The 12,435-nt window shown below is 61.5% G+C and carries 11 protein-coding genes and 1 pseudogene; 7 read left to right on the plus strand and 5 right to left on the minus strand.

The window, feature by feature from the left end; all coding sequences use genetic code 11:
* Positions 1-89: 89 nt before the first annotated feature.
* Positions 90-746: a protein-methionine-sulfoxide reductase heme-binding subunit MsrQ gene (msrQ, locus tag ACGTN6_RS14545; protein ID WP_394592764.1), complete on the minus strand. Its 657-nt coding sequence runs from the start codon at positions 744-746 to the stop codon at positions 90-92.
* Positions 746-1,762, minus strand: coding sequence for a protein-methionine-sulfoxide reductase catalytic subunit MsrP (msrP, locus tag ACGTN6_RS14550; protein ID WP_394592767.1), 1,017 nt, complete (start codon positions 1,760-1,762; stop codon positions 746-748). The genes msrQ and msrP overlap by 1 nt, the downstream gene beginning before the upstream one ends.
* 770 nt (positions 1,763-2,532) lie before the next feature.
* On the opposite strand from msrP, the gene ACGTN6_RS14555 reads away from it, so the two are divergent.
* Entirely contained in the window at positions 2,533-3,159 is a 627-nt protein-coding gene (locus tag ACGTN6_RS14555; protein ID WP_394592769.1) for a TetR/AcrR family transcriptional regulator, read from the plus strand.
* 129 nt (positions 3,160-3,288) lie between these two features.
* On the opposite strand, the gene ACGTN6_RS14560 is transcribed toward ACGTN6_RS14555, so the two are convergent.
* Positions 3,289-4,785 carry a flavin-containing monooxygenase gene (locus ACGTN6_RS14560; protein ID WP_394592771.1) on the minus strand — a complete coding sequence of 499 codons (1,497 nt, stop codon included), beginning with the start codon at positions 4,783-4,785 and terminating at the stop codon, positions 3,289-3,291.
* Positions 4,786-4,913: 128 nt separating this feature from the next.
* Here ACGTN6_RS14560 and ACGTN6_RS14565 point away from each other — a divergent pair, with 128 nt between their 5' ends.
* Positions 4,914-6,152, plus strand: a complete 1,239-nt coding sequence (locus tag ACGTN6_RS14565) for a saccharopine dehydrogenase family protein (protein ID WP_394592773.1) — start codon at positions 4,914-4,916, stop codon at positions 6,150-6,152.
* 307 nt (positions 6,153-6,459) lie between these two features.
* On the opposite strand, the gene ACGTN6_RS14570 is transcribed toward ACGTN6_RS14565, so the two are convergent.
* Positions 6,460-7,392, minus strand: coding sequence for an alpha/beta fold hydrolase (locus tag ACGTN6_RS14570; protein WP_394592775.1), 933 nt, complete (start codon positions 7,390-7,392; stop codon positions 6,460-6,462).
* A gap of 112 nt (positions 7,393-7,504) precedes the next feature.
* Here ACGTN6_RS14570 and ACGTN6_RS14575 point away from each other — a divergent pair, with 112 nt between their 5' ends.
* The 3 genes and pseudogenes from ACGTN6_RS14575 to ACGTN6_RS14585 form a co-directional block, all read left to right on the plus strand.
* Positions 7,505-8,389 carry a hypothetical protein gene (locus ACGTN6_RS14575; RefSeq protein ID WP_394592777.1) on the plus strand — a complete coding sequence of 295 codons (885 nt, stop codon included), beginning with the start codon at positions 7,505-7,507 and terminating at the stop codon, positions 8,387-8,389.
* On the plus strand, positions 8,386-9,381 hold the full coding sequence (locus ACGTN6_RS14580; protein WP_394592780.1) for an alpha/beta hydrolase family protein: 996 nt from the start codon (positions 8,386-8,388) through the stop codon (positions 9,379-9,381). The genes ACGTN6_RS14575 and ACGTN6_RS14580 overlap by 4 nt, the downstream gene beginning before the upstream one ends.
* Positions 9,382-9,433: 52 nt before the next feature.
* A pseudogene (locus ACGTN6_RS14585) lies at positions 9,434-9,590 on the plus strand (IS5/IS1182 family transposase); the annotation flags it as partial.
* A gap of 243 nt (positions 9,591-9,833) precedes the next feature.
* On the opposite strand, the gene ACGTN6_RS14590 reads toward ACGTN6_RS14585, so the two are convergent.
* On the minus strand, positions 9,834-10,739 hold the full coding sequence (locus tag ACGTN6_RS14590) for a LysR family transcriptional regulator (RefSeq protein WP_394592782.1): 906 nt from the start codon (positions 10,737-10,739) through the stop codon (positions 9,834-9,836).
* Between the two features lie 164 nt (positions 10,740-10,903).
* On the opposite strand from ACGTN6_RS14590, the gene ACGTN6_RS14595 reads away from it, so the two are divergent.
* Both ACGTN6_RS14595 and bla read left to right on the plus strand, forming a co-directional pair.
* Positions 10,904-11,293 (plus strand): RidA family protein, encoded by a 390-nt coding sequence (locus ACGTN6_RS14595; protein ID WP_394592783.1) that lies wholly within the window; start codon positions 10,904-10,906, stop codon positions 11,291-11,293.
* Between the two features lie 109 nt (positions 11,294-11,402).
* Positions 11,403-12,308, plus strand: coding sequence for a class A beta-lactamase (gene bla, locus ACGTN6_RS14600; RefSeq protein ID WP_394592785.1), 906 nt, complete (start codon positions 11,403-11,405; stop codon positions 12,306-12,308).
* The last annotated feature ends 127 nt before the right edge of the window (positions 12,309-12,435 follow it).

A 12,435-nucleotide genomic window follows, 5' to 3' on the forward strand; every position in this document is an offset into this window, starting at 1 on the left:
GGTGGTCATAGTCGTTTCCTCATGGTGTTACAGCCGAGCGTCAGACACTCGTCCTATAACCCACGGGGAGCGCTATGGCCACTTCGCTTTCAGTGGCCAACTGTCAGGTAAATACCGTCACAACTCAAGCTGTTGGCGAATCGCTGGCGAAACCTGGGCAGGCGCCGCGCCACCGGCGGCAGGCGGGTCGCCATGATCAGGACGGATACGGTGGCGTACAGGGTCCATTCCCCGAGGTCGGCGCGTACCCCCCAGAAGAAGTGCAGGAGGATCAGCCCCAGGATGGGATAGGCCAGCTTGTGCAGCGACTTCCAGCGCTTGCCGAGCTTGCGCATCGCCCAGCGGTTCGAGGTCGCGCCCAGGGCCGCCAGGCCGATCAGGGCGAGCATACCGACGATGATGTAGGGGCGCTTGACCAGCTCGCTGCCGAGCATCGCCCAGTCGAGCCCAAGGATGAACAGGGCATAGCTGAGCAGGTGCAGGCTGGCGTAGGCCAGCGTCCAGAGGCCGAGCTGCCGGCGGATCAGCGCGAAGCCCTTCCAGCGGGTGAGTTTGGTCAGCGGCGTCAGGCTCAGGGTGAGCAGCAGCATCCACAGCCCGCCGAGGCCGAGATTCAGCAGCAGGTAGCGGCCCGGCTCGGGGCCGGCGGCGTTGTTGGCGACCTGCCAGCCCCACAGCAGCAGAGGCGCGAGGGCGGCCAGGAACACGCCGCCGCGCCAGAGTCGCCATTTGCCCTGTGCCGTCATCAGTAGTGCTCCCGCAGATCCATGCCCGCGTACAGCTCGGCCACCTCGTCGGCGTAGCCGTTGAACATCCGCGTATCGATGGTGTTGGGGCTGAACAGGCTGTTGGGCAGGCGCCGTTCGGTGGCCTGGCTCCAGCGGGGGTGGTCGACCCGCGGATTGACGTTGGCGTAGAAGCCGTACTCCTCCGGGGCGATCCGCTGCCAGGAGTTGACCGGCTGCTCCTCCACCAGCGAGATGCGCACGATCGACTTGATGCTCTTGAAGCCGTACTTCCACGGCACTACCAGCCGCAGCGGCGCGCCGTTCTGGTTGGGCAGCTCGCGGCCGTACATGCCCAGGGCCAGCAGCGTCAGCGGGTGCATGGCCTCGTCCAGGCGCAGCCCCTCCACGTAGGGCCAGTCGATCAGCGAGAACGAGGAGCGCTGCCCGGGCATCTGCTCGGGGTCGACCAGGGTCTCGAAGCGCACGTAGCGGGCCTTGCCGGTGGGCTCGGCGCGCTTGATGACGTCTGCCAGGGAGATGCCCAGCCAGGGAATCACCATCGACCATGCCTCGACGCAGCGCAGGCGATAGATGCGCTCCTCGAATTGGGAGGGGCGGGCGAGGTCCTCCAGATCGAAGCGGCCGCCGTTATTCACCTCGCCGTCGATCACCACGCTCCACGGCTGGGTCTCGAAGTCGCCGGCGAGTCGGGCCGGGTCGGACTTGCCGGTGCCGAACTCGTAGAAGTTGTTGTAGCCGCTGGCGTCGTCGAACGGGGCAATCGCGTCTTTCTCGGGGTCGGCCGGCACGATGGCGCGCCGGCGGGAGGCATCGAGCTTTGCCTTGAGCCAGGCGGGGGCGTCGCCGTCGGGGACGTCCGAATAGTCGGCGCTGGCTCGGGCCCGGCCGGACAGGGCGAGCCCCGCCCCCAGGCCGGCCATGCCACCCATGAAGCGGCGGCGCGAGAGGTAGACGGATTCCGGTGTCACATCGGATTCGCGCAGATCGCTGGGCTTGGCGATGTTGATCAGCATGTGATGCCTCCACTGGCGGTGGACGTTGACGCGGCGATGTACGGCAGCGTGACACCATGGCCTCGTCAAACCGCTGACGGCCGGATGACAGCTTTGTCATGTGGAACGAGGGGCAGGTCCTGACGATTACCGGCCGATGGCTGGCTTTCGGGCAACCATGAAAAGCATGGGCGGTGTGCCTGCTAAGCTACGCAGTTAGTGTGCTTTCGACGGCGGAGGAGACGATGGCCTTCCACAATCCAGATCCGAAGATGCGGGCGGTGGAGCAGCGCAATGCCCGACTGCGGGCCGATCTGTTTGCCAAGCTGTTTGGCGGTGCGTGGCGTGGGCTTCGCCAGGGTGCCCGGCGGCTGTCGAGGGGGCGATACCGCCGATGTCACCATCGGCCGCGGCGTTGACCAACGGCCAACCTTTTCCTCTGCGCATCGTGTGAAATGAGAGGCAGTCCTTGGTTATCTCCAGAACCCGCCGATCGGCGGGTTTTTTGTGCCTGCGAGTCGCTCACTTCGCGGGCATCGCCTCACGCTAGCATCAAAGGCGCAATGCGGTAGAGCATGCCTTCGGATGGCTCAAGGAATCGCGGTGAATCGCTACTCGCTATGACAAGCAGGCCAGTAGCTTTCGCGCCATGGCATGCGCGGCTTGCATGGATCGTTGCCTGCGTGCCGGCTTGTCGTACAAGCCTAGTAGGTATGGAGAGTAGGTATGGAGTCTTGTGCTACAATCGCGCCGGTTGACAGCCGTGGCACGGCATCGCAGGGAGATACATCGTGGGCAGAACCTCGCGACAATCAGAGACAATCGATTATTACCAACCGGAGAAGGGGCGGGCGCTGAATACCTTCAACCGGATTCTGGAAATTTCCCTGGACGTCATAGCCAAGGAAGGGGTTGAGGCGCTGAACACCAATCGCATCGCGGCTGACTGTGGTATTAACATCTCGACCCTGTACCACTATTTCCCTAACAAGGATTCGATACTGCACGCCCTGTATACGCGGTGGTTCGACCGACTAAGCGCCGTGGCTGAGAAGCACCGCGAGAGCCGCCATAAGGCGGACAAGCTAAAGACGGCCTATAAAAACTATGTGCTGGACCTGTTGCGCATCGATGGCTTCCCGCCCCGCGCCGCAGTGGAATTGGAACGCGCGATTAAAACTCGAAAGAATCTCCTGGCCCTGGATAACGACATTGTCGAGCGATCCATCACCGCCTATGCCGAGGATATTCTTGCACATAGGCCCGAGAAGGAAGAGTCCCATCTGCCGATACCGTCCGCTTTTATGTTGGTCAGTATTTGGGGCGCGATCAGCATCGCGGCAGATATGGGCGAGACAGAATACCCGGCCATTGCCGAGCACTGCGCGGAGATGATGGTCGCTCTCATTCGTCAGTGATTTCACCCAGTCATCGAATGTTGTCGATTACTCGCTCCTCAATGGTCGCCTCGATTTCCCAGGACTCCTCCAATGGAGGAGTAGATCAACTCGCTGCTGAGTTAGGTTTCACCCCAGGGGAGATGTCGCCTAGCGTATATTGTATGAGCTGTTACTCGGTTTCTGTGGGCATTGCCCCAGAGTCAATTCATCACTGATGACCGGGGACAGTTCGAGGCTGAGCCGATCCAGTAAGTAGTTCTGGTAAATCTTCCACGGGCGCATATTGCCCTGCCGGGGCAGCAGGTGCTTGCCCCGGAGAATGTATCCCGAAGACAGCGGCATAATATCCTGCTCGATAACAGCCGGTTCCGGTTGTTTGGGTGCTGCGTAATCATAACCCTTTCTGTGCAGGCGGTTGATCAATCGGCAGGCGTAACGCGCGGTAAGATCGGTTTTTAGGGTCCAACTGGCATTGCTGTAGCCCATGAACAGGAAAAAATTTGGGATGCCGGAGAGCATCATGCCCTTGTAGGTCGTGCAGTCCGGCACGGCAATGTCTTGCCCGTCTACCTGCAGGGCTACGCCACCCAGAGCCTTCAATTTAAGACCGGTGGCGGCCACGATGATATCGGCATCCAGGCTTTCGCCGGATTTCAGTAGGATGCCATTGCTGGTGAAGTGCTCGATATGGCCGGTTACCACCGATGCCCTTTGCTCCCTGATCGCCTGGAAAAAGTCGCCCTCAGGCACCACGCAGACCCGTTGGTCCCAGGGCTTGTAGCGAGGCCTGAAATGCCGGTCGACATCGCAGTGCCCTGAGAGGGCATCGCGCACACCATTGATCAATGTTGTCGCGGCCTGCTTGGGAAAAGCTTTGGCCAGTTGGTAGAGGAGGATCGACAGCGATATATGCTTCCACCGCAGTATGCGATATACCAGCGATTCCGGCAGAACTCTTGATAGCGGTGTCACCCAAGGGTCCCTTGAGGCGGTAGTTGCCACGTAACCCGGTGATCGCTGCAGCATGACCACATTCTTTGCTTCCTTGGCCAAAGCGGGTACCAGGGTAATGGCCGTGGCCCCGGAACCGATAACCACGATGCGTTTATCGCGATAGTCCAGTGCAGGGTTCCAGTCCTGTGGATGAATTACCGGGCCGGAAAAATCCGCTTCGTTGCCAAAATCCGGTTTGTAGCCACTGTCGTAGTCGTAGTAACCCGAACACGAGAAGAGGAATCGTGCCTCGAGGGTCGTGGTTTTGTTGCCATCGGTTTCGACGCTCACCTGCCACAGGCACTGCTCGCTGCTCCAGTTGGCCGACAGCACCTTGTGCCGATAGCGAATATGCTGTTCCACACCCGCTTCTCTGGCGGTATCGCGAATGTATCGCTTGATATCCCCGCCATCGGCGATCGCCTTTGGCTTGGGCCAGGGCCTGAACGAATAGCCGAGCGTGTACATGTCGGAGTCCGAGCGGATACCAGGATAGCGGAAGAGGTCCCAGGTTCCGCCGAGGTCGTCGCGCATTTCCAGAATGGCGAAGGTCATGTTTGGACACTGACGCCGCAGGTGACAAGCGGCACCGATGCCGGAGATGCCGGCACCCACAATGAGTACGTCAAAGTACTGGGATGGTCGTGTCATGCTGGTCGTTCCTCTTTGGACTGTGCGCTAGGATAGTCGCCGCACTTTTGCTTTATCAAGTAAAAGCTTGATAAAGTGTCCTGGCGGCCCTAATATGCGTGCCACTCCAACGTGAGGACAGGCTATCCATGAAAATTCTGGCTTTAGGCGGTTGCGGTGACATGGGCAGGGTTGCGGTGCGGGAAATCATCGGCAACCCGACGGTATCGGAGGTGGTGATTGCTGATATCGATGGCAGCAAGGCGACCCGATTCGCGGATTCGTTGGGTTCGAAGGCCAGGGCCATGGAGGTTGATGTGCGCAGCGATCAATCGCTGGCCTCGGCCTTGCAAGCTTGCGACATCGTGGTGTCAACGGTGGGTCCCTACTATCTATTTGGCCCCCGTGTGCTGTCCGCCGCGATTAACGCCGGCGTGCACTATATCGACATCTGTGACGACCCGGAGCCGACACTGGATACGCTGGCCCTGGATGATCGCGCCAGGGCGGCGGGTATCACCGCGATTATCGGTGCCGGGGCGAGCCCGGGGACTTCCAACCTGTTGGCGGCCAAGGCCATGAAGTTATTGCCCAAGGCGACCGAGATCTACACTTTCTGGGGGACAGGCGGCCCCCTGGGCGACGATGAAGGGGCTGAGCTCGGGACTAGCGCTGCCGGGCCGGCCGCGGCAACGCTGCACTGGGCCCAGCAGATATCGGGTCGAGTCAAGGTGTACCGGAATGGCGACGTCTGCGAGATAGAGCCCTTGCAAGCGATTAAGCTGGAATTTCCAGGAAGGGCAGCAGATCGCTGCCATATCCTCGGCCACCCGGAACCCATCACGCTCCCGCGGACTTACCCCGATATCAAACAATCCTATAACCTGATGAATATGCCGGGATACGTTGTCTATGCCCTGAAAAAAGCGGCGGCAATGGTAGTGAAGGGAGATCAAAAATCGATCTACGATGCGAGTGTCGAACTGACGCGGATGTTGTCGGATAACGGACAAGGGCTTTGGGATATTGCCCAGTATCTCGCCCACGGCGCGAAGGATACCATCCGCAGTTTTCTACCATCACTCGGCGCGGTCGCCAGGGGGGCGGGGAGGTACGGTAAGGCGAGCCTGGTAGGGGTACACTTGCGGGGCAGGCACCGGGTTGACGATATGGCCCATGCAACCTGCATACCCACGGCAATCATTTTGGGGATGATGCTGGGCGGAAAGATTCAACGGCGTGGTGTCATGGCCCCCGAAGCTTGCGTCGATCCCGATGACTTCTTCCTGCGGCTGGCCGAGCACATGCATATCGAGAAGGGCTTTGATAAAAGCAATTATGTCGAGTGTGTGCTAAGGCATACGCGACAGACCTATCGTCCCCTGTAGGCGTGGAGCATTCCACTATCATGCTGGCGGTTGCGTCGCTTGCGTTCATTGATGGGGACAGCCTCATTCATATCCGCCAACTGTTTTTGGGCTGTATGCGCGAAACGCGCCAGTGCATATTCTTGCTGTCGTGGATGCTGCCCGTCAGGTTGTAAGCAGGGAACGCTCAAGCGCTGCAACAGCGCTTATATTTCCGGATGAATCATGACCTTCGTTATTATGCTGCGCCCCCGTGTTTTGTGACCGGGCTCGCCATGCTGTTCGAGTGGCTGGAAGGCCTGTTCGCCGAAGTCCCCAACTGAGCGGCCTAGGCTTGTTCGAAAAAAGCGTGTATGTGAGTCACAAGGTTCCGGTGTAGCGCTTTGGGAAGGTCATGCCCCATGCCTGTGACCAGTAAATACCGCGAGCCGGGAATGCTGTTGGCCGTGTCCCGGCCGCAGGCCGGCGGTACGAGGGGGTCTTCGTCACCGTGTATGATCAGGCAGGGCAGCCGTAGGTCGGCGAGCATTTTGCTCCGGGAGCCGTCCGCGAGAATGGCGCAGAACTGCCGTTCAAAACCGTGATTGTTGGGATGGTCGCGCTCGACACTGGTCGCTATAAAATCGCGAAGCTCATTCGGGTTGGGTGGGTGTCGCTTGCTGGCGATCAGATTCCAGAATGCGAAGTCGTGAGCCATTCTCGCTGCTTTATCTGGCGCTGTGGGAGCGGACAGCAGCAGTCTGCGCACGGCTTTCTCGGGCCCGGGAAGGCCGCGCCGACCGGAGCTGGACATGATGGAAACCAGCTTGGAAATACGCCCTGGGGCAAGGTCGGCTAAATGCTGAGCAATCATGCCTCCCATGGAGGCCCCCATCAGGAAACAGCTATCAATGCCCAGGGTGTCCAGTAGGTCGAGGCCATCCTGCGCCATGTCGCGCAGGCTGTAGGGCGCGCGGCACCGCAACCCCATTTTTCTGGCTAGCAGGATCCACAGCAGGTTGGGCCGACCGAGGTGGTCCAGGTGGCTCGCCTGGCCAATGTCGCGATTGTCAAAACGGATTACCCGGTAGCCCAGGCCCGCGAGTTGCGCGCAGAAACCGTCCGGCCAGGCGATACGCTGGGCGCCGAGGCCATGTACCAGAAGCACTGCCGGGTCGGTATCGCGACCAAACTGATCGTAGCAAGTGCGTATTGATTGAAGATCGACAAAAGCGCTGCGAGCGGGCTCGTTTGCTCGGGAAGATTTTGCCTGATTGTTCATGGGAGAACCTGACAAGTATTTTTATCAAGTATATGCTTGATACGGTGCCCGCACAATTGTAGATTGACCGAAGTGGGCCGTAGTGGCGAAACACCAGCAAGGAATGCAAGGCATGTGCAGTGACAAGAACAGAAAGCGCTCGAAGGTCGGTATGGGGCCTTCGCTGATCGTTCCACTTCTGCTCGTGCCGCTTGCTGTATTCGCAGCGGCAGCGGCAGCGTCGGCAGCGCAGTGGCGCTATGAATACGATTTCTATCTCGATGGCGACATCGTCGGCACGGTGTCCCGGCAGGTCGACAAATGGGATAGCGGAAGCGAGGTGCGGGAATCGGTGGTGTACAGGGAGCCCGGTTTAGTTGAGGGTGTCGAAGTGAGCATTGTGCGCAGCGAGCGCTACGATCTTTCGGGTCGTCTACAGCTGGCGGATACCAAGCAGCACCGGGGAGAAGCCGCCTACTGGTCGCGCATCGAATCGGTCAGCGGTGAACTCTGGGCCATCAGCTCGCCCGTGGAAAGCTTGTCCGAGAAGGAAGAGGCGCAGTTTGTCGGCTTTGCCTTCGCGGCTGTTGCGGACGCCGTTCCGCTGGTGGGGCAGGTGTTGTCTTATTCCAGCATCCTGCTGGGCGATGGCGACAACGCCACGGGTAATATCCGTATTCCGGACAGCGATTACGATACGACCCTGCATTTTTTGCCTGACTATTGGCAACTGGCCAGCGAAACCTTGCCGGATCAGGTCAATATCCTCGATGTGGCCCGGCAACGAGTCTGGCGCGCGAACGTGGCTGCCATTGAGGATCTCGATCATGCAGGTAGCTGCTATCGCCTGGACTCTGATGAGCTGAATAGCCTCAGATTCTGCCTGGACATGGGAGAGAGCGGGCGTGCGCATTATTCGATGCTGCACCAGTCTACCGTCAGCGGTAGTTTCGAGTTGCGTTTGCGCTCGCAGTCGGTGACGGCCGACGATGGCGCCGGTACGGGGAGCGAGAAATGAAGCCGCGCATCGTCGCGATGGCACTGCTGGTGCTGCTTTGCGCCTGCAGCCGGGGTGCTGAGGAGGTCGCCTTTCACAGTGCTGGAAAACGGCTCGCGGGGGCCTACCTACCCTCCCTGGCGAGTGTAGAGCACTGCGGTGTGATACTGACCGTACACGGTGACGGGCCGCTGGACCGGGAAGCCTTTGGCTACTATCCGCTGATCTGGGAACTATTGCGGGCCCGGGGCTACGCCGTGCTTTCCTGGGACAAACCGGGAATTGGTGATTCCACCGGCAACTGGCTGCACCAGAGCATGGAAGATCGTCAGCGCGAAGTGTTGGCAGCAATCGACTATGTTAAACAGCGGTTCGAGCCGCAACCGGTGTCAATCGGCCTGTTGGGCTTTAGTCAGGCCGGCTGGGTGGTGCCCGCGGTGGCGAGCCAGAGCCCCTCCGTGGATTTTGCGATCGGCGTGGGCTTTGCCATCAATTGGATAGAGCAGGGCTGGTACCTGACGCTGGCCCGCATGCAGGCACAGGGCGCCAGCGAATCTGAGATCGAGGAAGCCAGGGCGCAGTATGTTTCCGATATGGCATTTTTGGCCACGTTACCGTCCTATGAGGCTTATCTGGCCTGGCTGGGGGATAACGAAGAAGGCATGTCCCGCGACCGTTTCGGCTTTGTGCTGAAAAACTTCCGGGCCGACGCGATGGAGGACTACCGGAAGCTGCGTAAACCTCTATTGATGCTACTGGGCGAGGACGACCTGAACGTGGATATAGCCGACACCCGGGACAGGCTGGCGTCACTGGCTCCGAACCACGCCAATATTCGCACCGAGGTGCTCCCCGATGCGACCCATTCGCTGCTCAAAAGCCATTACTTCAACACCCAGAGCCCCGGCCTTCTGTTTCTGGCCAAACTCCATCTGTTTGGCGACGCGGCCTTGTCACCGCAGCTGGAGCCGGTTCTAGATGAGTGGTTGTCCGGAAGGACTTGCTCAGGCTGACTCGCTTACAGTAGCACTGCTCGAATCTGTAGAAGTCCGTCGTTTCAATGAGATGTCGCCAGCCTATTTCCCGAATGCGCAGGGCAAGCGGGGACGTCCGCTGACTGGCCTGGAGCGAATGCAGCGGGTCTACTCCAGCAGTGGTTAGTGGTTATGCCCTTGCCGATGAAGCGCTGAAGGACGCCATCCATGACAGCCAGGCGATGCGCTGACTCCGCGAATTCTCGAGGTGATCAACGCCAGTCTGGCTTCGCGTCTCGAGTCACTCACTTTACGGGCAACGCCTCACGCCGGGGGGAAGAGATTGTCCATCCCTATGGACAGTCGTGGCAGGTTTCGCGTCTTCTGCCCGCGGTGGCGGTCCTCTAGCATCGGTGGCCATCAACGACGCAAGAGGCCGAACCGATGAGCAAGCCCGAGTTTTTCGTGACCCCCGGCTCCGCACGGCAGATTCACCCGGCGGGCGGCGCCTCACCGAAGGTCGCCAGCAGCCACTCGATGAACACCCTCAGCCGGGCGGTCTGGTGGCGGTTGGGTGGGTAGAGGAGGTGGAACGGCATGCGCGAACGTTGCCATTCCGCCAGTACCGGCACCAGCTCGCCGGCATCGAGGTGCGGCTGCACGCAGCGCCGGAAGTGCTGCCCGACGCCGAGCCCGGCGAGCAGCATCGCCATCAGACCGTTGCCGTCGTTGGCGGCGTAATCGCTCTCGCTCATCGTGAAGCGCTCGTCTCCCCGCGCGAACTCCAGCGGGATCGGCCTGCCCGTGGCGGCGATGAAGTAGCCGAGCCGCGTGTGGTCGGTGGCGAGCGCGCTGGGATGCGTCGGCGTTCCCCGCCGTTCCAGGTAGCCCGGCGCCGCGCAGGTCACGTACTCCAGCTCGAGGAGATGGCGCCCGACCATCGACATCTCGTCGAGCCGGCCGGCGCGAATCACGCAGTCCACGCCTTCGCCGACGATGTTCACCGCCCGGTCGCTGATGCCCAGCGCTACGCTGATGTCGGGGTACTCGCGCTGGAAGGCGGGCAGGGCCGGTATCAACAGGCTGGTCGCGAAGGTGGAAGGGGCATCGATGCGCAGCTGGCCGCTGGGCTTGCCCTGGCTGCCCCGCATGTCGCCATCCAGCGCATCCAGTTCGCGGATCAGCCGTGCGGCGTGCGGGTAGTAGGCCAGCCCGTCCGCCGTCGCGGCGACCGCGCGGGTGGTGCGATTGAGCAGCTTGAGGCCGAGATGGCGCTCCAGGTCGGAGACCAGCTTGCTCGCCGTCGAGCGCGGCATCGCCAGGTGATTCGCGGCCTGGCTGAAGGAGCCCGTTTCGACGACGCGCACGAAGGCCCGCATGGCGAGAAGTTGGTTCAATGTGGCCGGTCCCTGTCGCGGTGGGTGCGGCAATGATGGCAGATCGGAAAGCCTAGCGTCGTGATGTCGAGAATGGGAGGGCGCCACACGCTTCCTTCGGCGCCATGGTCAGGATGTCGCCGCCGGCGTGATCGCTGGCCGTCAGATGAATTCAGGAGTTATCCATGTCAAAGCGTGATGTCGTCTTTCCCCCCGAGCGCCGGGCGCTCTATGACAAGAACCGTTATTCGCCGGCCGTTCGCGCCAATGGGTTTCTGTTCGTCTCGGGGCAGGTGGGCAGCCGAGCCGACGGCTCGCCCGAACCCGACCTGCGAACTCAGGTCAGGGCGGCCTTCGACAATCTCAATGCCATCCTGGCCGAGGCGGGATGCACCTTCGACCACGTGATCGACGTTACCGTCTTCGTCATCGACCCGGAAACCAATCTCGAAACGATCTGGAGCGTCGTGCCGGAGTACTGGGGTGATGCTCCCCATCCGGCGCTGACCGGCGTCGGCGTGACCTGGCTGTCCGGCTTCGCGTTCGAGATCAAGGCGATCGCGAAGCTGCCCTGAGACGGTGCGCGACGGGGCCGGGTGACGGTGGATTCTTGTTTGCCTCGCGCCTGATCGTCCGGCTACTCTGCTCAATCCGATTCTGCTGATCTTGCTCAGGAGCCCCACCATGCCGACCCTCTCACGCCGCCAGGTCCTCGGGACCATGACCGCCGCCGGTGCCATGCTCGCCGCGGGCCAGCCGGCGTTCGCCGCCACGTCCACCTCAACCACCTCCGCCGCCACCTCCGATCTCGACCAGCGGCTGGCGGAACTGGAGCGCGCGGAGGACGACCGCGTGGGCGTGGCGCTGATGAACGTCGCCACCGGCGCGGTGGCGAGCCATCGCGGCGACGAGCGGTTCCTGTTCAACAGCACCGGCAAGTTCTTCATTGCCGCGACGGTGCTGGCCCAGGTGGACGAGGGAAGCGAGACGCTGGACCGCCGTATCGTGATCGAGGAGGGCGATCTCGTTGGCTGGACGCCGATCACCGAGAAGCGCCTGGGCGAGCCCGGCCTGACCGTCGCCGAGCTGTGCCAGGCGGCGGTGGCCTGGAGCGACAACGCGGCGGCGAATGCGCTGATCGAGAGCGTTGGCGGGCCCGAGGCGGTTACCGCCTATCTGCGTTCCATCGGCGACGAGACCACCCGGCTGGACCGCATTGAGCCCGGCCTGAACACCCACGATCACGAGGGCGACGAGCGCGATACCACCACCCCGCTGGCGATGATGGCGACCCTGCGCACCCTACTGCTGGGCGATGCCCTGACGCCGTCGTCGCGGCACCAGCTCGCGTCCTGGATGATCGAGGGCAAGGTCGGCGACGCTCGGTTGCGCGCCGGCATGCCATCGTCGTGGCTGGTCGGCGAGAAGACCGGCACCAACGGCGTGGGCAACGCCAGCGACATTGGCATCGGCTGGCCGGGCGATCGCGGCGCGGTAATCGCCGTCGCCTATACCAAGATGCCCAGCGCCACCAAGACGCAGCGCGACGAGACCATCGCTGCCGTCGGGAGGCTGGCCGCCCGCGTGTAATGGTGTTTTTTGGTGTGCCACCAAGCTAGAGGCGCTGTCCTGCCCGTTGTGATGTCGCGGCAGTGCTGCTTTGTGAAGTCGTCCCTGCCGCCAATTTAGGTTTGTGCGGCAAGTAGTTTCTGCTAAT

Source organism: Halomonas sp. B23F22_20 (assembly GCF_043496985.1).
Lineage (GTDB): Bacteria > Pseudomonadota > Gammaproteobacteria > Pseudomonadales > Halomonadaceae > Halomonas.